The following is a 24,191-nucleotide window of genomic DNA, read 5'->3' on the forward strand; positions in this document are numbered from 1 at the left end:
CGTCGCAATCTATGAGGACAAAAAATATCCCGTAGCGGGAATTTCCTGTTAGCGAGCCTCATCAGCCGGATGGGAAACCTTCTTTTCATGATCAGTCACAACGTCGCCCGTGACCTTCCCATCGCGATCGTCGGAGGAGGGTTCAGCGGAACGCTCCTGGCGATCAACCTGCTGCGCTACGGGGTCAGGGTCGCGCTGATCGAGCGCAATTCCGCGCAGCTTGCCAAGGGCGTGGCGTTCGGTACGCGGCGGCCCGAGCACCTGCTCAACGTGCGCGCGTCCAACATGAGCGCATTCCCGGACGACGCGAAGCACTTCGCGCGCTGGATGGATTTCGCCGATGCCGACGAGGCGAACCGCTTCGTACCGCGCCTGACTTACGGCACATACTTGCGTGAACTGCTGGTGCAGGCGCTGGCGAAGGCCGGGCCGGACGCGCAGATCATCGACGGCGAGGCATGTTCGGTCGATTTCGACGACCGGTCGGCGCACGTGAGGCTGGCCGACGGCGATGTCGTCGATTGCCGCGGCGTGGTGCTGGCCCTCGGCAATTTCCCGCCCGCGCCGCACCGTGTCCTGGAGGCGCTGCCGGGGCATCTCTACAGTCCCGATCCGTGGGCGCGGTCGGCGATCGAGGGGCTTGCCGCGCTGGATCACGTTCTGGTCGTCGGCAGCGGGCTGACGGCCGCCGACGTGGTTCTGTCGCTGGAAAGCTCGGGGTTCGGCGGCAAGGTCACGGTTTTGTCGCGGCGGGGGCTCAAGCCGCTGGCTCACGCGGAAAGCGGGCCGGTGGTTACCCCGGTGCCCGATCCGGACCTGCGCGGCGCGGATCTCGTGCGCGGCGTGCGGCAAAGGGCAGGGGAGATCGGTTGGCGCGGTGCGGTGGACGCCCTGCGCCCGCATACCCAGAACATCTGGCGTCGCCACTCGACCGCAGCCCAGGCGCGGTTCCTGCGGCATTTGCGCCCGTACTGGGACATTCACCGCCACCGTCTCGCCCCTTCCGTCGCGCAGCGGCTGGAGGTTATGGAGGCGGCCGGGCGCCTAGAGTACGTGGCGGGCAAGCTGCGCGGCGCCGATGCAGTCGGCGCGCGGGCGGTAGTGCACTATCGCCCGCGCGGCAGTGAGGTCGCAGAGACGATCGAAGTCGACCGCGTATTCAACTGTGCCGGACCGGACGGCGACTTGCACCGGATTGACGCACCGATCCTGGCGCAACTGCTGAAGGCGGGCCTAGTCCGGAGCGACGCGCACGGCCTGGGCGTGGACGTCGACCACCTGGGCCGGGTGCGCGATGCCGAGGGCAATGCGCAGGACCGGCTGCTCGCCGTCGGCCCGATCACCAAGGGCGAGGCGTGGGAGATCGTCGCCGTGCCCGACATCCGGCGGCAGGTGTGGGGCCTCGCGCGCTTCCTCGCCGACGAACACTGGGTCGGCGGCGAGGGGCTCTGATCGCGGTCAGGCGCCGGTGGTCGCGGTCTGGCGCGCGGGCAGGGCGGCGAGGATCGTCTCGCTCTCGGTGCGCTTGAGCCAGTCGGGGCTGGCCTCGAAGAACAGCACGCTCGCGTCCGATGCCAGCGCCAATACGGCGGGCTGGTCGATCTCGTAGCTGTCGGTGCCCAGCGTCGCGCCGATCCACGGCTGGCCGGGGGCGACCGGGGGCTGCTCTTCGGGCAGGAACGTGATGCCGAGCTGGCGCCCGAGCGCGTAGCCGGGGTCCGACGCCACGGTGAAGTCGAGGCCGTGGCGCGCGATCAGGTCCCGATCGACCGGAATCTGTGCGCTGACCGCGATCAGGCGGATGCCCCGCGCGCGCAGTTCGGGCAGCAGGGTCTTGTTGTACCACGGCAGCGCGATATTGCAGGCCGGACAGCCTCCGAAGCGGAAGAACACCAGAACCGCCGGGCCATTCGCGAGGATCGCGTCGCGGGTCAGTTCGCGTCCGTCCTGATCGATGAGCGTGAAGGGCGCGACCGTGTCGCCTGCTTTCGGCTGCCGGGACGGATCGTGCCGCAGGGCGAGCACCCGGCGCTGCGACGCATTGCGTTCCAGCTGCTCGGCGCTCCAGGTGCGCTCGCGCTCGGCCTGCAGCGCGGCGAAGCGGTCGTTCAGGGTTTCGGTCATCGGTATGCCTCATCGTTGATCGCACCCAAGGCTATGGAAAGCCCGGCGATGCGACCAACGAGAAGCCCTGAGAACCGCTTGAGATTATCGAATAAGCAGCGTCAGTTCGGCAGCCCGGCGATGACCTCGCGGGCCAGTGTCGCCAGTTGGTGCGTCGGGCCGTCCAGCCCCGGCGCGGTGTGCAGCACGCAGGCGACCTGCGGCAGCGAGGGCAGGCCGATGTCTCCAAGCGGCGCATCGCGCAGGAACATCCCGGTGCGGCAGGTAAGGCCAAGCCCTGCGTCCACCGCCGCGCGCAAGGTGGTGAGATTGGGTGTCTCCACCGTGATGCGGAATGGCCGCCCGGCGTCCTCCAGTGCGCGGATCGCCGCTTCGCGAAAGCGGCAGGGCGTTTCCAGCACGGCGAGGGGGATGGTTTCATGAGCGGCCAGTTCTTCCTTGCCAAACCATGACATCGGCGCCGTGGTCACCGCGTTCCCATCGTTGGGCGCAGCAAAGCCCAGCACGATGTCGAGTTGCCTTCGCTCCAGCAGGTCGAGCAGTTCGGCAGTTCCCGCAACCCTTGAGTAAAGTTCAGCCTCCGGATGAAGGTCGGCGAATTGCGCTAGCAGGCCGGTCAGAAGCAGTTCCGCGAAGTCCTGCACCATGCCGATCCTTGCGGGTCCGGCGAAGTGCCCGGCGGTGACCGCCGCGACCGCCTCGTCATGCAGGGCGAGCACCTTGCGCGCATAGTCAAGCATCAGGTCGCCGTGCGCCGTCAGGGCAAGGCGCCGGCCTTCGCGATGGAAGAGCGACTGCTGCAGCAGCTCCTCGAGTCGCTTGATCTGCAGGCTGAGCGCGGACTGGCTCACGAACACGCGCTCCGAAGCATGGAGCATCGAGCCGGTATCGACGATCGCGACGAAGCTGCGCAGGAGATTGGTCGGGAGATTCACGGGCATCGGCGGGCTTTCGGGACTGGAGTGAATGCTTGCATGCATCCATGCGTTATGACTTATTCTCAATCAAAATAGTAGAGATTTAGGTGAGGCAAGCAATTCTGTCCCGTTTCGCGATGTGCCGCTTCCGGCCCGGTTTTCCGCACGTCCCGACGTCGGATGAGCGTTTCGCGGCGTCAGTATGAGCGTTGCTGATAGGTCACCAAGACTTTCTCCATTGAATTGGTAGACATCTAGGTGCCAGCTTGAGGTCATGGCAATACGAGGCACTTCGTCCATGTCCGCTTTCACTCGCTTGGCCCGATCGCTGGGTTCGGCCCGCTGGCTGTCGCCGCTGCTGCTGCTGGCGGTGCTTGAGGCAGGCTCCAGGACCGGCCTGATACCCGAGCGCACTCTCGCCGCGCCTTCTCAGGTGCTGGTGACCCTGTGGTCGATGACCGTGTCGGGCGAACTGACCGATAACCTTTTCGTCTCGTTCCTGCGGATCATCGCCGGTCTCGCAATCGGCGTGAGCACCGGCATCGTCCTTGCGTTGGTCGCGGGGCTTTCGCGGCAGGGCGAGGTGGCTGTCGATCCGCTGATGCAGATCAAGCGCACGATCCCGACGCTGGCACTGACCCCGCTGTTCATCGTCTGGTTTGGCATCGGCGAGACGCCCAAGATCGCGCTGATCGCTTTCGCCTCGATCTTTCCCGTCTACCTCAACCTCTACGGCGGCATTCGCGGGATCGACGTGCGCCTGCTCGAAGGCGCGCGCAGTCTGGGCCTGAGCCGCGCGGCGCAAGTCTGGCACGTGATCCTGCCGGGCGCGCTGCCCTCGCTGCTGGTGGGCCTGCGCTATTCGCTGTCAGTTGCCGTACTGGTGCTGGTCGTGGCCGAGCAGATCAACGCTACGGCGGGGTTGGGCTACCTCATCAATAACGCCCGCGATTTCATGCGCACCGACATTATCCTGGTGTGCCTTATGGTCTACGCCGTGCTCGGCCTTGCCGCCGACGGGCTGGTCCGCGCGATCGAGAGCCGTGCGCTCGTCTGGCGCCCTTCCGTCGTCTCCCAGTGAATTCGCATCGTGAACTTGCTCCCCGAAAGGACCCTGCCGTGGATGCTCGCCTGAACCACTTTACGCTGCCCGCAGCAACCGTCGCGACCCCCGATCCGGTCGTCAGCCTGCGCGACTTCACCCGCCGCTTCGGCGACAACACCATCATTTCGGGGCTGAACCTGCAGATCGCGGCGGGCGAGTTCGTCATCCTTCTCGGCCGCTCCGGCTCGGGCAAGACGACCCTGCTGCGCACGCTGGCGGGCCTCGATCCCGTCGAGGGGCAGGACGTGACCATCCCCGGCTCGCGTGCCGTCGTGTTCCAGGACGCGCGACTGCTGCCGTGGAAGAAGGTGTGGCGCAACGTCGCCCTCGGGCTGAAGCGCGGTAATGCGCGCCAACTGGCGGAAGAGGCGCTGCAGGAAGTGGGCCTCGGCCACCGTCTCGAAGCCTGGCCGCTGACGCTTTCGGGCGGCGAGGCGCAGCGCGTGGCGCTCGCCCGTGCGCTGGTGCGCGAGCCGCAACTGCTGCTGCTTGACGAGCCTTTCGCAGCGCTCGACGCCCTGACGCGCCTCAGGATGCACGAACTGGTGCTTTCGCTGTGGCGTCGTCATCGTCCGGCGGTGCTCATGGTGACACATGATGTGGACGAAGCCATTGCGCTGGCCGATCGCATCGTGCTGCTCGACGGCGGAAAAATCGTTGCGCAGGAGCGGATTAGCGCGCCACGCGGTCCCGAACGGGCTGCCGTGGCGGCGCCGTTGCGCAAGCGCCTGCTCGATGCCTTGGGCGGTCTGGTCGAGGAACGGCCTGCCGGGGAAATCGTCGCGCTGCATGCCGGAGCGCGCCCGTGAACGCCTTTGCCCCGATAGCGATCGCCACGGATTTGTCGCCGCTGCGCCGGTTCGTCACGGACTTCGCCGGGTTGCTTGACGATACGGACGATCTTGACCGGATTCTGAGCGATGGCGCGGATTTGCTGGCAGATCTGGTCGAGCAGGATGGTTGGCTGCCTGAGGAATACGCCCGGCCTCACCCGGAACGTTACCAGCAGTACCTCCTCCATTGCGACAGCGCCGAGCGTTTCAGCGTGGTCTCCTTCGTCTGGGGGCCGGGGCAGGCGACGCCGATCCACGACCATCGCGTATGGGGCCTCGTAGGGGTACTGGGCGGCACCGAAAGGGTCCAAAGCTTCCTCCACCGCGACCATGACGGTGCGCTGGTGCAGCACGGCGCGACCCGCACGCTCCACCCCGGCGAAGTCGAGGCGATCGACCCGCGCGAGGGGGATATCCACCGCGTCGAGAACGGCCACGCCGACCGCACATCGATCTCGATCCATGTCTACGGCGCCAACATCGGCGCGGTCGAGCGCGCTACCTACCGCGCCAGCGGCGAGGAGCGCCCGTTCATCTCCGGCTACGCCAACACCACGCTTCCCAATCTCTGGGATCTTTCGAGGAAAGCATGACCGTCACTCCCCATCAGGTCCGCAGCGCGCTTCTGGCGCGCAGCGAAATCGCGCTGATCGACGTGCGCGACGAGCATCCCTTCGCCAGTGGCCACCCGCTGTTCGCCGCGCAGATCCCGCTGGCGCGCATCGCCGCCGAGGCCGAGTGGCGCCTGCCGCGCAAGGACGTGCAGGTCGTCGTCTACGATGACGGCGAAGGGCTTGCCCCCTTTGCCGTCGAGGAACTGCGCGGATTGGGGTTCACCCGCGTCGATCTTCTGGACGGCGGCCTGCAGAGCTGGCGTGAGGCGGGCTACGAGCTGTTCGAGGACGTCAATTCCTACTCCAAGGCCTTCGGCGAACTCGTCGAGCACCGGCGCGGCACGCCTTCGCTCCCGGCCGAGGACGTGCAGGCGCTGATCGACGAGAAGGCCGACATCGCCATCCTCGACGCGCGCCGTTTCGACGAATACGCGACGATGAGCATCCCCGGCGGCCGCAGCGTGCCGGGCGCCGAACTGGTGCTGCGCGCGCCTGTCGCCGCGCCCGATCCGGACACCGCGATCATCGTCAACTGCGCGGGCCGCACCCGCAGCCTGATCGGTGCGCAGTCGCTCATCAATGCGGGCCTGCCCAACCGCGTCTTCGCGCTGCGCAACGGGACCATCGGCTGGACCCTCGCAGGGCAGCAGCTGGAGCACGGGCGGCAGGAGAGTGTCGAAGTCGGCGGCGACGTCGACGAGGCGCGCACTCGTGCCCGCGAAGTCGCCTATCGCGCCGGAGTGCGCCGGATCGACGTCGCGCAGCTTGCCGCGATCGAGGCCGAGACGCACCGCACCCTCTACCGCTTCGATGTGCGCCAGCCGGACGTCTACGCGGCCGGGCATCTGCCGGGGTTCCGCAATGCCCCCGGCGGCCAGCTCGTGCAGGAGACCGACCACTTCGCCCCCGTGCGCGGCGCGCGCATCGTCGTTGCCGACGACCTCGGCCCGCGCGCGGATATGACCGCGTCGTGGCTCGCGCAGCTGGGCTGGGAAGTGCTGGTGCTGGAAGCCGACTTCACCGGCCCGCTCGAAACCGGCCCCGACGGCGCGCCGCCACCGCGCGGGCCCGAGGGCCGCTACAAACGCCCTTACGAGGGCACCGACAATCCCCGCGCCGCCATGCAGGCCTACCTCGACTGGGAATACGGCCTTGTCGCGCAGCTTCAGCGCGATGGCACCCACGGCTTCTTCGTCATCTGAAATCATAACCGGAGTTCACCGCAATGACCGTCAAGTTCATCGGCTACATCGGCTTCAACGACACCTCGGAAATCCACAACGCCACCCGCTCGCGCGTGCTCGACCGTGAGTACGTGGACGCCGCCGCAATCGAGCAGGAGCGGGGCGGCTTCGACCGCGTGCTGATCCCGTTCGGTTCGGCCTCGCCCGAGAGCCAGATCGTCGCGGCGCACGCGGCGGCGATCACCAGCAAGCTGGGCTTCCTTGTCGCGCACCGCCCGGGGTTCACCCAGCCGACGCTGGCGGCGCGCCAGCTGGCGACGCTCGACCAGCTTTCAGGCGGGCGCGTTGCGGTGCACATCATTACCGGCGGCGCCGATGAGGAAATGGCGCGCGACGGCGATGTCGGCACCACCAAGGCCGAACGCTACGCCCGCACCGACGAATACCTCGATATCCTGCAGCGCGAATGGAATTCGGCGCAGCCGTTCGACCATTCGGGCCGCTTCTATCAGGCGCGCGGCGCCTTCGCGGCGATCAAGCCGGACAACCTGCCGGTGTTCTTCGGTGGCTCCTCGCCCGAGGCGATCGAAGTCGCGGGGCGTCATGCCGACGTCTACGCGCTCTGGGGCGAGACGCTGGAGCAGGTCGGCGAGGCGGTGCGCACCGTGCGCCACGCCGCCGCGCAGCATAACCGCTCGCCGGGGTTCTCGCTCTCGCTGCGCCCGGTGATCGCCGATACCGAGGAAGCCGCCTGGAAGAAGGCCGACGCCATCGTCGAGCAGGTCCGCGCCAACCGCGAGGCGGCGGGTCTGCCCATTTCGGGCCACCGTCCGCCCAATGCCGGATCGCTACGCCTGCTGGAAACGGCCGCTTCGGGGCGCCGTGACTCGCGCCTGTGGACCGGCGTTGCGGCGCTGACCGGCGCTGCGGGCAATTCCACTGGCCTCGTCGGCACGCCCGAGCAGGTCGCCGATGCGCTGCTGGAATACTACGACATCGGCATCGACCACTTCCTGATCCGCGGCTTCGAGCCGCTGGCCGATGCGATCGACTACGGCCGCGAACTGATCCCGCTGGTGCGCGAGAAGGTGGCCGAGCGGGATCAGCGCGAGGTCGCGCTGGCGGGGTGATCGGCAACCTACCTCCCGTCCCGCACCCCGTCACCCTGAACTTGTTTCAGGGTCCATCGGGCAGCCGGGGCCGGAGGGTCGGTTCGCCATTCGCCCCCTCGGTTGGCTGCGTCACAGCACCGGGCTGGGCGGCGAAATGGACCCTGAAACAAGTTCAGGGTGACGATGAGTATTGGGCGAAACGAGCCCCCCGAACCCATTGGCACAACTCACTTTCACATCAGCCAATCGCGTTGGTCCGCCCGCCTTCCGCCGCATAGCCTGACCTCACGACATAGGAGGAATTGACATGGCAGACAGACAGCTCAAGCTCGGCCTCATCCTGCACGGCGTCGGCCCCGGCTGGGACGACTGGCGCCATCCCGACGCGCAAGTGGACGCCAGCACCAGCCTGCCGTTCTATGTGCGGCAGGCGCAGGCGGCGGAGCGCGGCAAGTTCGACTATCTGTTCGTGGCGGACAGCGTATCGATCAACGCGCGCTCCTCGCCGCATTACCTCAACCGCTTCGAGCCGCTGACGATCCTTTCCGCCGTCGCGGCGCTGACGGAGCGGATCGGCCTCGTCGCCACTTCCACCGTCAGCTACAACGAGCCGTTCAACCTTGCCCGCCAGTTCGCCTCGCTCGATCACCTGAGCGGCGGGCGTGCGGGGTGGAACGTCGTCACCTCATGGCTGGCGGGCAGCGCGGACAATTACGGCAAGGCCGAACACCTCGGCCATGCCGAGCGCTACCGCCTTGCCGACGAATACCTCGACGTCGTCAAGGGCCTGTGGGACAGCTGGGAAGACGACGCGCTGGTGCGCGACAAGGCCAGCGGCCAGTTCCTCGACGCCGACAAGCTGCACGAACTGGGTCACAAGGGCGAGTTCCTGTCGGTGAAGGGGCCGCTCAACATCTCGCGCTCGCCGCAGGGGCAGCCGGTGATCTTCCAGGCGGGCTCGTCCGAGGACGGCCGCACGTTCGCCGCGCGCCATGCCGAGGCGATCTTCACCCATCAGGAGGATCTGGTCGAGGGTCAGGCGTTCTACGCGGACCTCAAGGCGCGGGCGCGCGGTTTCGGGCGCGATCCGGAGAAGCTGTTCATCCTGCCCGGCGCGCGGCCGGTGGTCGGCTCGACCGAGGAGGAGGCCGAGCGCCTGCACGGCGAACTGGCGGGCCTTGTCAGTCTGGAAAACGCGCTGCGGGCGCTTGGCCGCTCGTTCAACGACCACAACTTCAGCCAGTACGATCCCGATGGCGCCTTCCCTGCGCATGTCGCCGAGGAAGGTTTCAAGAGCAACCAGAGCGCATCGGAAAAGGTGCTCGCCGCTGCGGCGCAGGGCCTGACGCTCGGCCAGATCGCGCTTCGGGTGGCGACGCCCAAGGGCGGCTTCGTGGGTACGCCCGAACAGCTCGCCGCTCGCTTCCAGCTGTGGCTGGAGAAGCGGGGCTCGGACGGCTTCAACCTGTTCGAATCGCTGCCCGGCCAGTTGGAGGTCTTCGTCGATCAGGTTGTGCCGATCCTGCAGCAGCGCGGGATCTACAAGCAGGACTACGCAGGGAAAACCTTCCGCGAGAATCTGGGCCTCGACGTGCCCGTGAACCGCAATACCGCCGCGCGCCTGACCCGCTCGGCCGCCTGAAACGAGAAGAGAGGAGATACGACAATGGCTACTTCCGCTTCCACGTTCGATACCGCCAACGCGGGCCTCGTCATCCGTCCCGTGCAGCCGACGATCGGCGCCGAGATCGAGGGCGTCGATCTTTCCAAGCCGCTGACAGACGATCTGCGCGCGGCGATCCGTGCTGCGGTGTTGAAATGGAAGGTCGTGTTCTTCCGCGACCAGTCCATCGACGACGCGCAGCAGGCGGCCTTCGCGGCGAACTTCGGCCCGCTCTACACGCACCCCACCACCCGACACGACGCGGCGAACAAGGAAGTCCACGCGATCGCCGCGAAGCATGACCGCGAGTACGAGAAGAAGCTCGGCTACAAGGTCAAGCCGGGCGAGGCCTATCACTCGGACACCAGCTGGCGGCTGGTGCCGACCTGGGGCGCCGTGCTGCGCGACGTGAACCTGCCCGAAGTGGGCGGCGACACGATCTGGGTGGACGCCGCGCTTGCCTATGAAACGCTGCCCGAGGAGCTGAAGCAGCGCCTCGAAGGCAAGCATGTGACGCACAACTTCGTGCCCGCGCTGGAACTCTCAGGCCACGAATACCCCATCGTGGCGCACAAGATCGTGCGCACGCACCGCGAGACGGGGCAGAAGATCCTGTGGGTCAATTTCTCGCAGCAGCCGCAGATTCTGGGCGTGGAACTGTCCGAGAGCCGCGAACTGCTGGAGGAAGTGCTGCGCCAGTACAAGCGGCCCGACGTGCAGGCGCGCTTCTCGTGGCGGCCCGGCACCGTGGCGTTCTGGGACAACCGCGCCAGCGTGCACTTCGCGGTGCGCAATTACGGCGATTTCCCGCGCGAACTGCACCGTATCCTGATTGCCGACGAACCCTTGTGGACGGATCTCTGATTGATGCTCGACAGACGTAACCTGCTTGCAGCACTGACCACTAGCCTCGCTTTGGCCGCATGCGGCCGGGGCGGGGCTTCCGACACCGGCCTGCTGCGCGTGGGCAGCCAGAAGGGCGGCACCAAGGCGCTGATGCTGGCCTCCGGCGCGCTCGACGGGGCGCCGTACAAGGTCGAGTGGTCGGAATTTCCCGCCGCGCAGAACCTGCTCGAAGCGCTCGGCAGCGGAGCGGTGGACGTGGGGCTGGTGGGCGATGCGCCGTTCCAGTTCGCCTATCAGGCGGGCAGTCCGATCAAGGCGATCGGCGCGCAGACCACGCAGGAACGCACCGAGGGCGCGCTGGCGCTGATCGTGCCCAAGGCCTCGACCATCCACGGTCCGAAAGACCTCAAGGGCAAGCGCATCGCCACCGGGCGCGGCAGTGTAGGGCACTATCTGGTGCTGCGGGCGATGGCGGCGGCGGGCCTTGGCGCGAAGGACGTGACGGTCACCTTCCTCTCCCCCAGCGACGCGCGCGCCGCGCTGCAGACCGGCGCGGTGGACGGCTGGTCTACCTGGCAGCCCTACGTCGCGGCGGCGCTGGCCGAGGGCAACCGCATCGCCATCGACGGGCGCGGCTTCTCGCAAGGCTACGGCTTCGACATCGCCCCCGAAAGCGCGATCAAGGCCAAGCGCCCGCTGCTCGACGACTTCCTCAAGCGCGAGGGCAAGGCGCTGCAGTGGGCCAGCACGCACATCGACGAGTTCGCCAAAGTCCTTGCGGCCGAGACAGGTCTGCCGCTGCCGATCGCGAAGGAATTCGCCGGACGGGGCGCCCGGTGGCCGGTGCCGATCGATCAGGGTGTAATCGACAAACAGCAGGTGGTGCTCGATACCTTCCGCCAGTTCGGCGAGGTCAAGGGCGATCGCTCGCTGGCGGCTGCCTTCGCACCGGTGGGGTAGGCTCCAAGGTCCGTCATTGCGAGCGTAGCGAAGCAATGCAGGGCAGTCTTGAGCCGCACTGGATTGCTTCGCTACGCTCGCAATGACGAACGGCGGATGGCTTCGACGACCTCCGAAAACGGCCTATCCTGCATCAAGAAAAACTTGAGAACGAATAAGAGATCGCAATTTCTACTAAATAAGTAGACATGTCATGACGCTCCGGACAGATCACAAGTTCAGGGCCATTTCCGGTGAAAATTCTCAAGTCCGCCGCGCTTGCCGCCAGCGTTTCCTTCGTTCCCTTCGGCGTGGCGCATGCTGACGAGGCGCCCTCGGTGGCTAACCCTGTGGCGACGGCAGACGCCGCCGCCGATGCAGAGGGCGCGGCCATCATCGTCACCGGCGCGCGTGGGCATAGCCAGCGCTCGGTAGCCGACAGCCCCGTTCCTGTGGACGTGATCGGCCCGGCCGAGTTGAAGTCCACCGGCCGCACCGGCCTCAAGGAAATCCTCGGCAACATCATCCCTTCGCTGACGATGCCGGCGCTCGGCGGAGGCGGCACGTCCGCCAGTGTGCGTCCGATCGCGATCCGGGGGCTTTCGGGCGACTACGTCCTCGTCCTCGTCAATGGCAAGCGGCGGCACACCACGTCGCTGATCAACAACCTCTCGCGCGTTTCGGGCGGCTCAACGCCGGTGGATATCGACCTGATCCCGACCAGCGCCGTCGGCCATATCGAGGTGCTTCGTGACGGTGCTGCCGCCCAGTACGGTTCGGACGCGATTTCGGGCGTGATCAACATCATCCTCGACGATACGAAGCAGGGCGGCGACCTTTCGATCACCGGCGGGCAGCAGTACGAGGGCGGCGGCGATCTCTATCAGGTCGCGGGTTCCTACGGCGCCGGGATCGGCGATGGCGGTTTCGTCCGTATCGCGGTGGAGGCCAAATACCACGACCGGGCCAAGTCCGTCGCCGAGGCGATCCCCTACGTCTACCCGCTCGTGGATGGCCAGCCCGACCCGCGCGAGGCTGATGCGGATCACGTCATCGCGGGCGGCTATGGCCGCTCGAACCGGGACAAGATCGTCAACACCAGCTACAATGCGGAACTGCCGCTGGGCGACGACACGACGCTCTACTCGTTCTCGACGCTGAGCTATCGCAACATCAAGGACGCGCGCGGCGCATACGTGGCGTCGCCGACGGGCTACGGCGGGCAGGCGAATGCGCAGGGCTCGTCAGTGCTGCCGGACCTCTATCCAGCGGGCTTCCAGGCCTATCGGCGCATCTGGGAGTGGGACTGGCAGGCGGCTCTCGGCCTGCGCACGCAGCTGGCGGGCTGGGCGGTCGACCTGTCCACCAGCTACGGCCGTGATGCGGTGAAGCTGGGGGCGGAGAACACGCTCAACCCCTCGCTCGGGCCGGACAGCAAGGCCGACTTCTTCATGGGCCGCCAGAAGCAGGACCTGTGGGTCAACAACATCGACGTCAGCCGCGAGTTCGAGGTCGGTTTCGCCAAGCCGCTCAACGTCGCCTTCGGCGTCGAGCACCGCTGGGAGCGCTTCCAGAACGTCGCGGGCGAGCCCGACAGCTACCGCGACGGCGGCTACGTGATCCCCGACGATGGCTCCGCGTTCGGAGACCTCTATGCGGGCCGCTCGCCGTCGCCGGGCCTCGTCTCGTTTACCGGAACCTCGCCCGCCGACGCGACGAGCCTTTCGCGCAACAATCTCGCCGCCTATCTCGATCTTGCGACTGACGTGACGCCGGGCTGGTTCGTGGGTCTCGCCGGGCGGTTCGAGCACTATTCGGACAGCGCCGGGAACACCTTCAGCGCCAAGGCCAGCACCCGCATCGAACTGGCGCCGGGGCTGGCGGTGCGCGGCGGCGTCAACACCGGCTTCCGCGCGCCGTCGCTGGCGCAGACCGGGTTTTCGACGACGCAGAACACCGTCACCGTCATCGGCGATGAGCGTGTCTCGACCACCTCCAAGTTCCTTCCGGTCAACTCCGTCGCGGCACAGGCGCTGGGTGCCAAGCCGCTCAAGCCGGAGAAGTCGCTGAACTTCACCGCCGGTCTGACTTACGAGAACGGCCCGCTGCGCCTGACGGTGGACGCCTACCAGATCCGCATCGACGATCGGATCGTGAAGACCGAGTTCCTCGGCACGGCCTCCAACGGCGGCTCGGCGGTGAAGGCGATTCTCGAGGCGAACGGCGTGGACGACGTCGACAGCGCGCAGTTCTTCACCAACGCGATCGACACGCGCACGCGCGGCATCGACGTGGTCGGCGAGTATACGCTGGACACGGCCGCGCTCGGCACGTTCCGCCTGAGTGCCGCCTACAGCTACAACCGCACCAAGATCCTGCACGTCATCGACAATCCGGCTGAACTGAGCAGCCTCAACGTCACGCTGTTCGGGCGGCAGGCACAGCGCGACCTCGTCGTGGCGCTGCCGCGCAGCAAGGTGGTGCTGACTAGCAACTGGTCCTCCGGCCCGGTCAGGGCGCTGCTGCGCGCGACCCGCTTCGGACAGTACACCGAGTCCAGCAATGTCGCCGCATCGGACCGCACGTTCGGTGCGAAGTGGGTCACCGATGCCGAGATCGGCTATCAGTTCACCCAGGCGCTGGACCTTGCGGTGGGTGCGAACAACCTGTTCAACGTGCGCCCCGACAAGAACGGCGCGATCGCCTGGGACGGCTCGGGCCAATACGGCGGCTTCGCGCCCTTTGGCCTCAACGGCGGGTTCTGGTACGCGCGGATCGGCCTGAAGTTCTGACGGTTAGAGGCGTGCGCCTTGCAGCCGGTTCGCACTCGAAGGGGTGCGAACCGGCTCGCCGCGCAGCGCGAGCAGGGCCTCGGCGGCGGCATGCGTGTGATCGTCATCGACGTCGAGCGCCTGCGAGCCGTCAAGCATGACCACCGGCTTCAGGCGCTGCCCGATGCGGCGCGATACGCGCTCGGTGGCGTCGATCAGGCTGTTGGCCCGAAGGCGCAGCATGACGAGGTTGACGAAGCCGAACGCCCGCAGCACGCCGAGCGCATTGCCCGCGAAACGCCCGCCGCCGCGAAACACTTCGACGGCGCGCAGGGCCTCCGGATCGGCGGCGGCGTAGAGGTTGCAGCTGGCATATGCGCCGTCCGCAAAATCGAGGAAGGGGTGCACATGCTGCGGGTGGGCGGTGAGCACCGCGTCACGCGGCGCCATCGCGAAAGCGGCGTCGGAAGTGTCGAGCGCGGCGATCATCGCGTCGATCGACGCGGGCGTCAGCAGCGCATGGTCAGCCGTCGTCACCAGCAGCGGGCCGTCCCATCCGTGTGCGGCGGCGAGCACGCTATCGACGAGGTTCTCCCGCGCCTCGACCAGCTTGGCGATGCCGCGGCCGGGAAGCTGGGACAGCACGTCGAACAGGCCCTCGAACGCCTCGCGCTCGACGGATATGGCCAGGCTCTCGACAGCGGGATGGATCGCGGCGGTCTGCAGGACATGGGCGACCAGCGGGCGACCGGCCAGAGGCACGAGACACTTGTGGCTCATGCCGAAACGCTGGGCCAGTGCGTCCGTCTCGCGTGGGTGGCGACCGGCGAGCACGATCATGCGCACCGGCGGTCCAGCGTATTTCTGCCCTGCCACATATGCGGAGGACGCGGCGTGCGTCAGAGTATCCATGGCCGGCCGTTATCGAGGAGCGATGTGACGTACTGGTGAAACCCGACAGCTTTATGATGGATCCATCGGGCGTGATTTACTCTGTCTTCCATACGCCCGCCGTGCCAAGAGGCATGGCTTGCAAGGACAGACTTACAGGAACGCGATGTCGAAAGAGACGGTGGGGATGCAGCAGGCGGAAGGGCGCACCTCGGCGAAGGAGCTGACGCTGCGCGGCATCCTGCTGGGCGGGGCGATCACGCTGCTGTTCACGGCGGCGAACGTCTACCTCGGCCTGAAGGTCGGCCTGACGTTCGCGACCTCGATCCCGGCGGCGGTGATCTCGATGGCGATCCTGCGCGGGTTCAAGGACTCGACGATCTGGGAGAACAACATAGTCCAGACGGTCGCTAGCGCGGCGGGCACTCTGGCGGCGATCATTTTCGTGCTGCCGGGCCTCGTCATGATCGGCTGGTGGCAGGGCTTCCCCTACTGGACGACCGCCGCGATCACCGGCACCGGCGGTATCCTCGGCGTGTTGTTCTCGGTCCCGCTGCGCCGTGCGCTGGTGGTCGATACGCCGCTGCCCTATCCCGAAGGCCATGCCGCCGCCGAAGTGCTGCGCGTGGGTTCGGGATCGCGTGAAGGCGCGGAGGAAAGCGCCAAGGGCCTCACCGTGCTGCTGTGGAACGCGCTTGCCTCGGCGGGTTTCGCGGTCCTGACGCAGACGCGGCTGATCGTCGGCGAGGCTGCGGTGTGGTTCCGCACCGGCTCGGGCGCGACGGGGATTTCCGGCGGCCTGTCGTTCGCACTGCTGGGCGTGGGGCACCTCGTCGGGCTGTCGGTCGGCATGGCGATGTTCCTCGGCCTCGTCATCGGCTGGTGGGTGCTGCTGCCGATCCTGACCGCGCAGAGCCCCATGGCAGGCGACGTCGGTGCATGGGCGGGGGCGATCTTCTCGCGCGATGTGCGCTTCTTCGGCGCGGGCGTGATCGGCGTGGCGGCGGTTTGGACCTTGCTGCGGATCGCCGGCCCGGTGATCGGCGGCGTGCGCTCGGCCATGGCCGCGAGCCGTGCGCGCCATGCCGGTGAGGCGCTCGCGATCGAGGAGCAAGACCTTCCCATCAGCGCCGTCGCGCTCGGTGCGCTGGCGATGATGGTGCCGATCGCGGTGCTGTTGTGGAGCGTCATCGCCGCTGGCCCGTTGGCCGGGAGCGAACTTGTGCTGATCGCAGGCGCGGTCGTCTTCGTGGTTGTCTTCGGTCTGCTGATCGCGGCGGTGTGCGGCTACATGGCGGGCCTCATCGGTGCGTCGAATTCGCCGGTGTCGGGCATCGGTATACTCTCCGTCGTTGCTGCATCGCTGATGCTGGTCGGATTGTTCGGGCGCGATTCCGGCGCAGAGACGTCGTCGGCGCTGGTCGCCTATGCGCTGATCGTCACAGGCATCGTCTTCGGCGTGGCGACGATCTCCAACGACAACCTGCAGGACCTCAAGACCGGCCAGCTCGTCGGCGCGACGCCGTGGAAGCAGCAGGTCGCGCTGGTGATCGGCGTGGTGTTCGGATCGCTCGTGATCCCGCCGGTGCTGGACCTGCTCAACACCGCGTTCGGGTTCGCCGGGATGCCGGGCGCGGGGGCGAATGCCTTGCCCGCGCCGCAGGCGGCGCTGATCTCGGCGCTGGCCAAGGGCGTGCTGGGCGGCAACCTCAACTGGACGATGATCGGCTGGGGCGCCGCTGCGGGCGTGGCCTTCATCGTGCTCGACGAAGTGCTCGGCAAGGCCGGACTCCTGCGTCTGCCGCCGCTCGCGGTGGGCATCGGCATCTATCTGCCGATGAGCGCGATCCTGCCGGTCGTGATCGGATCGGTCATCGGCAAGGTCTACGACGGCTGGGCGGAGAAGCGCGCCGATCCCGAATTCGCGCTGCGCATGGGCGTGCTGACCGCCACCGGCATGATCGTGGGCGAGAGTCTGTGGGGCGTTGCCTTTGCAGGCATCGTCGCCGCATCGGGCAGCGATGCGCCGCTGGCGCTCGTCGGCGACGGCTTCGAGATACCGGCACTGATAGGCGGCACCGCGCTGTTCTTCGCACTGGTGGCGTTCCTCTATGGGCGCACGCGCAAGCTGGTGGGGTGATCGTCGTCCCGGGCTTGACCCGGGACCGCTGGGTGTCTTTAGCTATGCGCTATGGCGCAGGGGGCTGCGACAAGCTCAGCCTGAGCGGGATTTGAAGCCCTGCTCTCAATCCCGCTCAGGCTGAGCTTGTCGAAGCCCCATCGGTCCAAGCCGCCAGCGGCCGAACGGAGAGGCAGACTTGAAGCATATCCCCTGGATCATCCTCGCGACCGTCGGCGCGGTCTGTCTTGCCGTGCTGGCGGTGTCGCGCGGAGAGGCGGTCAACGCGCTGTGGATCGTCGTTGCGGCGGTGAGCTGCTTCCTCGTGGCCTATCGCTATTACGCTCTCTATATCGCACGGCATGTGATGCGGCTCGACCCGAACCGCGCGACGCCTGCGATCTATCGCGCCGACGGGCTGGACTACGTCGCCACCGACCGGCGCGTGCTGTTCGGTCATCACTTCGCCGCGATCGCAGGCGCAGGCCCGCTGGTGGGGCCGGTGCTGGCGGCGCAGATGGGCTATCTGCCGGGCACACTCTGGATCATCTTCGGCGTCGTGCTGGCAGGCGCGGTGCAGGACTTCATGGTCCTGTTCATCTCCATGCGGCGCGACGGCAAGTCGCTGGGCGAACTGGTGCGCATGGAGATGGGCGCGGTCGCGGGCACGATCGCCCTTGCAGGCGCGTTCCTCATCATGGTGATCATCCTGGCGGTGCTGGCGCTGATCGTGGTGCGCGCGCTGGCCGAGAGCCCCTGGGGCATGTTCACCGTCGCGGCGACGATCCCGCTGGCGCTGGCGATGGGCGTCTATACCCGCTGGATGAGGCCGGGGCGCATCGGCGAGGTGTCGGTGCTGGGCTTCGTCGGTCTCATCGCGGCGATCGTTTTTGGCCAGAACATCGCCGCTTCCGCGTTCTGGGGACCACTGTTCACCTTCACTCCGCAGACGCTGTGCTGGATCCTGATCGGTTACGGCGCGCTGGCCTCGCTGCTGCCGGTGTGGCTGCTGCTGGCGCCGCGCGATTACCTCTCCACCTTCCTCAAGATCGGCGCGATCACCGCGCTGGCCGTCGGCATCGTCGTGATGGCGCCGCCGCTTCGGATGCCCGCGCTGACCCAGTTCGTCGGCGGAGGTGGCCCCGCCTGGTCGGGCGCGCTGTTCCCGTTCCTGTTCATTACCATCGCCTGCGGTGCCGTTTCCGGCTTCCACGCACTGATCGCCAGCGGCACCACGCCCAAGCTGATCGGCACCGAGACGGACGCGCCGTTCATCGGCTACGGCGCGATGCTGATGGAGGCCTTCGTGGCGATCATGGCGCTCGTCGGCGCCTCGATCCTCGATCCGGGCATCTACTTCGCGATGAACAGCCCCGCCGCCGTGCTGGGCACCGATCCCGCCAGCGCCGCCCATGCGGTGACCGCGATGGGCTTCCCGGTGAGCGCCGACCTGCTGGTCCAGACCGCGCGCGACGTGGGCGAGCACACCATCGTCTCACGCACCGGCGGCGCGCCGACGCTGGCGGTGGCGATGGCCGAAATCTTCAGCCACGTCGCAGGCGGCACCGCGATGAAGGCGTTCTGGTATCACTTCGCGATCCTGTTCGAGGCGCTGTTCATTCTCACCGCCGTGGATGCGGGCACGCGCGCCGGGCGCTTCATGCTGCAGGACCTGATCGGCCTTGCGGTGCCCTCGTTCCGCGCGGGCACCTCGTGGGTGCCGGGCGTGGTGGCGACGGCGCTGTGCGTGCTGAGCTGGGGGTTCTTCCTCTATCAGGGCGTCACCGATCCGCTCGGCGGGGTGAACACGTTGTGGCCGGTGTTCGGTATCTCCAACCAGATGCTCGCCGCCGTGGCGCTGATGCTGGCGACGACGGTGCTGTTCCGCATGAAGCAGCAGCGCTATGCGTGGGTGACGGTGATCCCGACTGTGTGGCTGCTCATCTGCACGCTTAGCGCCGGTTCGCTCAAGCTGCTCTCCAGTGATCCGGCAGTCGGTTTCCTCGCCCACGCGGCGAAGTTCGGCGCGGCTGTAGAGGCTGGCACGGTGCTCGCCCCGGCCAAGTCGATGGAGCAGATGCAGGCCATCGTCTTCAACGACCGCGTCGATGCCGGGCTCTGCGTGATCTTCCTCGCGGTGGTGATCTCGCTGCTGTTCTTCACCGTGCGCACCTGCATGGCGGCGCTGCGTGAAGACCGCCCGACCGTCAACGAGAGCCCCGTGCAGTTGGTCCCGGCCGAATGAGAATGTTGCGCCAGATGCTGCGGCTCATGGTCGGGCAGCCGCCGTATGAGGTCTACCTCGCCCACATGGCGCGCGCCCATCCTGACGCCACGCCGATGACCCGCGTGGAGTTCTTCCGCAACCGCGAGCAGGCACGCTTCGGCGGCGCGGGCGGGGGCAAGTGCTGCTAGCCAGGTTCGTCATTGCGAGCGAAGCAATGACGGGGGGTGTTCACGGCCTGAGCACCCAGCCTCCATCGACGTGAATCGTCTGCCCGGTGATCCACCGCCCGGCTTCCGAGCACAGCAGCAGTGCGGTGCCGACCAGTTCGTCCGGCTCACCGCGCGAGCGCAGCGCGCAGGTCATGTCGAGGAACTGGATGAACGGGGAATCGTCGGGCACCAGCAGTTTGCCCGCGTCCGACTTGACGTTGCCCGGCGCGATGGCGTTGCAGGTGATGCCGTCCTTGCCCAGCTGCTTCGCCAGCGTCGTCGTCAGCCCCACCAGCGCCAGCTTGGAGATGCCGTAGAGCCCCGTCGCCGGGAACGCCCCGCCGCTGGTCTGGTTGACGATCCGCCCGCCACCACGTGCCCGCATCGAGGGGATCACCGCCCGGGCACAGAGCAATGCACCGTTGAGGTTCACCGCGAAGGCCCGGTTCCACGCCTCCAGACTGACGGTTTCGCAATTGTCGTAGCTGACGTCCACCATCAGCGCGGCGTTGTTGATGAGGATGTCGACGCCCCCGAAGGTCGCGGTCGCCCCCGCGCCCATCGCCAGCGTCGAGGCTTCGTCCGCCACGTCCACCTGCACGCCGAGGGCCTTGCCGCCGCTCGCGATGATTTCCTCGGCGACGGCCTGAGCGCCTGCACCGTTGAGGTCGGCCACGACCACCGCCGCGCCCGCTTCGGCCAGCCCGAGCGCATAGGCGCGCCCGATGGAATTGCCGCGCCCGCCCGCGCCGGTGACCACCGCCACCTTGCCGTCGAGGCGGAATTGATCGAGGGAAAATGTCATCGTCTGGTCCTTCAGCCTGCAGTGATGCCAGCGTCGATCGAGAGGCACGCGCCATGGAAGCCGCGCCCGGCGTCCGAAGCGAGGAGGACGATCATGTCCGCCACGTCCTGCACCTCGACCAGTCCGCGCATTCCGGAGAAGCGCTTGAGCAGGTCGATGTCGCAGCCTTCCGGGGGAACGTAGTTCGCCGCGATGTTCGTCATCATGCCGCCCGGCGCGACGGCGTTGATGCGGATGGGCTTCTTCTGGAATTCCATCGCCAGCGCTTTGGTCATGCCAACGAGGCCCCACTTGCTCGCGCAATAGGCGGCGGCATAGGCCTCGCCGATGTAGGAGGCGCAGGACGCCACGTTGACGATCGCGCCATGGGTTTCCAGCAAGTGCGGGATCGCCGCCTGCGACAGGAAGAACGGCGCGTTGAGGTTGACGTCGATGGTGCGCTCATAGCGTTCGCGCGGCATCTCGGGCGTGTTGGCGAGATAGATCAGCCCGGCGACGTTGCAGAGCGCATCGAGCCGCCCGAAAGCCGCGACAGCCCCGGCGATGGCGTTCTGGCAGGCGGCCGGGTCGGAAAGGTCGGCGGCTTCGCTGCGCACCTCGGCCGAGCCGAGCAGCCCGACCGTTTCGGCAAGCCCGGCGGCGTCGAGGTCTACCAGCCACAGCTGCGCGCCTTCCGCAGCCAGCTTCAGCGCCGTGGCGCGGCCGAGGCCCGATGCGGCGCCGGTGACCAGCGCGACCTTGCCGGTGAGATTGAGGTTCTCGAAGATCATGGTTTCTCCGTGGTCACGCCGGTGGCGTGGAGGAAGGGCATTGCGGCGGCGGCGAGGGCGTTGCCGGGCTGCGCGATCGTGCCGAGCAGGTTGACGTCCTTGAACAACAGGCCCGCGCCGTGCGCGAAGGCGGGCGGGGAGGGCAGGCGGGCATAGACCTCGAAGCCGAAGCTGCGTCCGCTCGAATGATTGATGAGGTCGGCCAGTGCGGCGCGGTCCACACCGATGCCTTCGGCGATCTCCAGCGCGGCATGGGCGAGGCCCATGTTGGCGGCGAGCAAGGCGTTGTTGACGATCTTGGCCCGCTGTCCGGCGCCGGGCGGGCCGAGCAGCACGATTTTGGCGCCGAAGGTCTGCAATACGGGGAGCGCCTTGGCGAAGGCTTCCTCGCTGCCGCCGCACATGACGGTGAGCGTACCGGCCTCGGCTGCCGGGCTGCCGCCGCTGACCGGGGCATCGAGCAGCAACACGCCGCGCTCCGCTGCCTTCGCGGCAAGCGCCTCGCAGGTCTGCGGGAGGATCGTCGAATGGATCGCCAGCAGCGTTCCGGGGCGCATGGTGGGCAGCAGCCGGTCGCAGACTTCCATCACGCCCGCATCGTTGACCACGCAGACGCCGACATGATCGCAGGCCGCCCCGAGTTCCGCCACCGAGGCCGCCGCCTTCGCGCCCTTTTCGACGAAGGGCGCCAGAGCCTCCGCGCGCCGCGCCCAGACGGTCAGCGCATTGCCTGCCATCATCCGCGCCGCGATCGGCGCGCCTTGTGAGCCGAGGCCGATGAAACCTACCTCAGCCATGCCCATCTCAGCCATGCCAGGGGAGCCCTTTCTCCACCTTGCCGATCATCTCGATCACCACGCCGTTGATGCGCGAGGCCTTGGGCCAGCCCGCGTGCGTGCCGTACTGGAGCACGAACTCCAGCATTTCCTGCGGCTGGCAGTTGCCGCTCGCCATGGCGGCGTGGATGTGGCTGCGGATCGGGATGTCGGCGCCGGATTCGCACACGCCGACAAGGGTGATCCAGCGGCGCGAAGGCTCGTCTAGCCCGCGACGGCACCACATCTCGCCGAAGACGAAGTTGTTGATACCGACCAGATAGGGCGAATTGGGCGGGCCGGGCGGAAAGGTCATGACCTTGGCGAATTCCGCGTGGCCCTGGTCGTTACGCTCCTGCGCGTTCCAGGGAGCGCTGCGGATCGGCGGGACTTCGGCGGGCGGCAGGCCGAGCGCCTCGGCTGCCTGCGTGACGGCGCGGTCGAGCTTGCCGCCGTTGCCCCACCCCGCATAGACCGCAAGGTGCAGCGCCGCTTCGCGCAGTTCGGCAAAGGTCAGCGCGCCGGTGGTGAGCGCGCCGCGCACGAAGTCCTCGATCTGCCCGTCCGCCAGCCCGCATGTCGCGGCGGAGGCCATGGCGACGAGGAAGCGCGCGCGGCGCGGCAGGCCGGGCCGCGTCCAGACTTCGGCGAAGACGAAGTCGCGCCAGGATTCCTCCAGCAACGTCGTCGGGGCGGGGGCGTCGTGTCCCGTGGCTTCGGTCTGGGCGGCAAGCCCGGCGGCGCTGCGCGTCTGCGGATCGAGCAGGCTCATTGCAGGTTGATCCACACGTTGCGCACCTGCTGGAATTCGCGCAGGCCCTCGATCCCGCCGAGGCGGCCGTGGCCCGAATGCTTCATGCCGCCGAACGGCACGCAGGGCGTCATCGCCTCTCCGGAGCCGTTGACCTGCACCTGCCCCGCCATCATCTGCCCCGCCACGCGATGCGCGCGGGTGAGGTTGGTGGTGTGGATATAGGCGCCGAGGCCGTAGTCGCTGTCGTTGGCCAGCATGACCGCCTCCTCCTCGCTGTCGAAGGGCGTGACGACGAGGACAGGGCCGAACACTTCGTTGCGGGCGATCTCGCTGCCATGGCCGACGTCGGCGAGCACGGTGATCGGATAGAACGCGCCGCCCGCGTGATCGCCGGCCATGCGCTCGCCCCCGCATACGATACGTCCGCCCTCCGCCGCCCCGCGCGTGACAATGCCGTGAATGCGATCCAGCGCGGTCTCGGAGATGACCGGCCCCATGATCGTGTCCATGGCGAAGGGATCGCCGACTTTCACGTGCGCCGCCATGGCCTTGAGCATCTCTACGTAAGGCTCATAGATCGCGCGTTCGACCAGCAGGCGGGTGCCGTTGACGCAGCCCTGTCCATTGGCGCTGACGGCGCCGGACAGTCCTCGCTTGGCGGCTTCTTGTAGATTTGTGTCGGCGAAAACCAGCACCGCCGACTTGCCGCCCAGTTCAAGCCCCACGGGTTTCAGCGACTGTGCTGCGCTGGCGAGGATTTTCTTCGCGGTGGTGCCGCTGCCGATGAACTCGATCTTGTCGATGCCGGGATGCTCGACCATCGCCGCACCGACATCCGGGCCGCCGGTGACGAGGTTGACGACCCCCGGCGGGAAGCCCGCAAGCCGTATCAGTTCGAGCAGCTTCATGATCGACCACGGCGCATTTTCGGGGGCCTTCAGCACCACGCAGTTCCCGGCCGCAAGCGCCGGCGCCATTACCATGGTGGCCGCGAAGAACGGACCGTTCCACGGGACGATGATGCCGATGGTTCCGAACGGTTCATAGCTCACGTAGTCGTGCGCGGGTCCGCCCCAGGTCGGCACGGTGCGGCCTTCCAGCTTGTCTGCCCAGCCGCCGAAGTAGCGGAATTTCTGCGCCGCATCCGCGCTCATGTGCGGTCCGGCGAGGAGGATGGAGCCGTTCTCCGCGCTCAACAGCGGGGACATTTCGGCCGCGCGCTCCTCGATCACCGAGGCGAGGCGCAGCATCAGGTCACGGCGCTTGTCGCCGGGCATGGCGCGCCAGGCGGGGTGTGCGGCGCGGGCAGCTGCGACGGCGCGGTCGACGTCGTCGGCGCCTGCCAGCCTGATCTCGCGGGTGACTTCGCCGCTGGCGGGATAGACGTGGGCAAAAGTCTCGCCAGTGCCGGCGGTTTCGGCGCTTTCGCCGATGACATGCGCGAATTCAGGCAGGGAAACGGCGGGCATGCGGAAGCCCATGGCACTGCTCTC

At 67.5% G+C, this 24,191-nt stretch carries 21 protein-coding genes; 13 read left to right on the forward strand and 8 right to left on the reverse strand.

Translation table 11 applies throughout. The features are described 5' to 3' along the window. The first annotated feature begins 87 nt into the window (after positions 1–87). Positions 88–1,452, forward strand: a complete 1,365-nt coding sequence (locus ACODRZ_RS00035) for an FAD/NAD(P)-binding protein (RefSeq protein ID WP_488968976.1) — start codon at positions 88–90, stop codon at positions 1,450–1,452. Between the two features lie 6 nt (positions 1,453–1,458). Here ACODRZ_RS00035 and ACODRZ_RS00040 read toward each other — a convergent pair whose 3' ends face one another. Both ACODRZ_RS00040 and ACODRZ_RS00045 read right to left on the reverse strand, forming a co-directional pair. Then, on the reverse strand, positions 1,459–2,124 hold the full coding sequence (locus ACODRZ_RS00040) for a peroxiredoxin-like family protein (protein WP_488968977.1): 666 nt from the start codon (positions 2,122–2,124) through the stop codon (positions 1,459–1,461). A gap of 101 nt (positions 2,125–2,225) precedes the next feature. Further along, positions 2,226–3,065: a LysR substrate-binding domain-containing protein gene (locus ACODRZ_RS00045; protein WP_488968978.1), complete on the reverse strand. Its 840-nt coding sequence runs from the start codon at positions 3,063–3,065 to the stop codon at positions 2,226–2,228. 274 nt (positions 3,066–3,339) lie between these two features. Between ACODRZ_RS00045 and ACODRZ_RS00050 the strand changes: the two genes are divergently transcribed. From ACODRZ_RS00050 to ACODRZ_RS00090, 9 genes are all read left to right on the forward strand, one after another. Next, positions 3,340–4,122 (forward strand): ABC transporter permease, encoded by a 783-nt coding sequence (locus ACODRZ_RS00050; RefSeq protein ID WP_488968979.1) that lies wholly within the window; start codon positions 3,340–3,342, stop codon positions 4,120–4,122. 38 nt (positions 4,123–4,160) lie between these two features. Further along, on the forward strand, positions 4,161–4,955 hold the full coding sequence (locus ACODRZ_RS00055; protein ID WP_488968980.1) for an ABC transporter ATP-binding protein: 795 nt from the start codon (positions 4,161–4,163) through the stop codon (positions 4,953–4,955). After that, positions 4,952–5,572, forward strand: a complete 621-nt coding sequence (locus tag ACODRZ_RS00060) for a cysteine dioxygenase family protein (protein WP_488968981.1) — start codon at positions 4,952–4,954, stop codon at positions 5,570–5,572. Before ACODRZ_RS00055 ends, ACODRZ_RS00060 begins: the two co-directional genes overlap by 4 nt. Continuing rightward, complete coding sequence (locus tag ACODRZ_RS00065) at positions 5,569–6,795, forward strand: rhodanese-like domain-containing protein (protein ID WP_488968982.1); 1,227 nt, start codon at positions 5,569–5,571, stop codon at positions 6,793–6,795. The genes ACODRZ_RS00060 and ACODRZ_RS00065 overlap by 4 nt, the downstream gene beginning before the upstream one ends. Positions 6,796–6,818: 23 nt before the next feature. Beyond that, on the forward strand, positions 6,819–7,907 hold the full coding sequence (locus ACODRZ_RS00070) for an LLM class flavin-dependent oxidoreductase (protein WP_488968983.1): 1,089 nt from the start codon (positions 6,819–6,821) through the stop codon (positions 7,905–7,907). A gap of 289 nt (positions 7,908–8,196) precedes the next feature. Continuing rightward, positions 8,197–9,531 carry an LLM class flavin-dependent oxidoreductase gene (locus ACODRZ_RS00075; protein WP_488968984.1) on the forward strand — a complete coding sequence of 445 codons (1,335 nt, stop codon included), beginning with the start codon at positions 8,197–8,199 and terminating at the stop codon, positions 9,529–9,531. 24 nt (positions 9,532–9,555) lie between these two features. Continuing rightward, positions 9,556–10,416, forward strand: a complete 861-nt coding sequence (locus tag ACODRZ_RS00080) for a TauD/TfdA dioxygenase family protein (protein ID WP_488968985.1) — start codon at positions 9,556–9,558, stop codon at positions 10,414–10,416. 3 nt (positions 10,417–10,419) lie between these two features. Continuing rightward, a complete protein-coding gene (locus tag ACODRZ_RS00085; RefSeq protein ID WP_488968986.1) occupies positions 10,420–11,358 on the forward strand; it encodes an ABC transporter substrate-binding protein in 939 nt (312 codons plus the stop codon). 233 nt (positions 11,359–11,591) lie between these two features. Continuing rightward, entirely contained in the window at positions 11,592–14,129 is a 2,538-nt protein-coding gene (locus tag ACODRZ_RS00090) for a TonB-dependent receptor plug domain-containing protein (protein ID WP_488968987.1), read from the forward strand. 3 nt (positions 14,130–14,132) lie between these two features. On the opposite strand, the gene ACODRZ_RS00095 is transcribed toward ACODRZ_RS00090, so the two are convergent. Continuing rightward, the gene (locus tag ACODRZ_RS00095) at positions 14,133–15,020 is read right to left on the reverse strand and encodes a nucleotidyltransferase family protein (RefSeq protein WP_488968988.1); all 888 of its coding nucleotides are present in this window, start codon (positions 15,018–15,020) and stop codon (positions 14,133–14,135) included. A gap of 145 nt (positions 15,021–15,165) precedes the next feature. Between ACODRZ_RS00095 and ACODRZ_RS00100 the strand changes: the two genes are divergently transcribed. From ACODRZ_RS00100 to ACODRZ_RS00110, 3 genes are all read left to right on the forward strand, one after another. Beyond that, the gene (locus tag ACODRZ_RS00100) at positions 15,166–17,139 is read left to right on the forward strand and encodes an OPT family oligopeptide transporter (RefSeq protein WP_488968989.1); all 1,974 of its coding nucleotides are present in this window, start codon (positions 15,166–15,168) and stop codon (positions 17,137–17,139) included. A gap of 178 nt (positions 17,140–17,317) precedes the next feature. Beyond that, entirely contained in the window at positions 17,318–19,363 is a 2,046-nt protein-coding gene (locus tag ACODRZ_RS00105; protein WP_488968990.1) for a carbon starvation CstA family protein, read from the forward strand. 2 nt (positions 19,364–19,365) lie between these two features. Further along, a complete protein-coding gene (locus ACODRZ_RS00110; RefSeq protein WP_488968991.1) occupies positions 19,366–19,533 on the forward strand; it encodes a YbdD/YjiX family protein in 168 nt (55 codons plus the stop codon). A 40-nt stretch (positions 19,534–19,573) separates the two neighbouring features. Here ACODRZ_RS00110 and ACODRZ_RS00115 read toward each other — a convergent pair whose 3' ends face one another. The 5 genes from ACODRZ_RS00115 to ACODRZ_RS00135 are packed head-to-tail and all read right to left on the reverse strand — an operon-like array spanning position 19,574 to position 24,179. Next, on the reverse strand, positions 19,574–20,359 hold the full coding sequence (locus tag ACODRZ_RS00115) for an SDR family oxidoreductase (RefSeq protein ID WP_488968992.1): 786 nt from the start codon (positions 20,357–20,359) through the stop codon (positions 19,574–19,576). An 11-nt stretch (positions 20,360–20,370) separates the two neighbouring features. Beyond that, positions 20,371–21,129 (reverse strand): SDR family NAD(P)-dependent oxidoreductase, encoded by a 759-nt coding sequence (locus ACODRZ_RS00120; RefSeq protein ID WP_488968993.1) that lies wholly within the window; start codon positions 21,127–21,129, stop codon positions 20,371–20,373. Continuing rightward, positions 21,126–21,926, reverse strand: a complete 801-nt coding sequence (locus tag ACODRZ_RS00125) for an NAD(P)-dependent oxidoreductase (RefSeq protein WP_488968994.1) — start codon at positions 21,924–21,926, stop codon at positions 21,126–21,128. Before ACODRZ_RS00125 ends, ACODRZ_RS00120 begins: the two co-directional genes overlap by 4 nt. A gap of 7 nt (positions 21,927–21,933) precedes the next feature. Next, positions 21,934–22,716 (reverse strand): carboxymuconolactone decarboxylase family protein, encoded by a 783-nt coding sequence (locus ACODRZ_RS00130; RefSeq protein ID WP_488968995.1) that lies wholly within the window; start codon positions 22,714–22,716, stop codon positions 21,934–21,936. Next, entirely contained in the window at positions 22,713–24,179 is a 1,467-nt protein-coding gene (locus tag ACODRZ_RS00135; RefSeq protein ID WP_488968996.1) for an aldehyde dehydrogenase family protein, read from the reverse strand. Before ACODRZ_RS00135 ends, ACODRZ_RS00130 begins: the two co-directional genes overlap by 4 nt. Between the last annotated feature and the right edge of the window lie 12 nt (positions 24,180–24,191).

Source organism: Novosphingobium sp. FG90 (genome assembly GCF_057808725.1).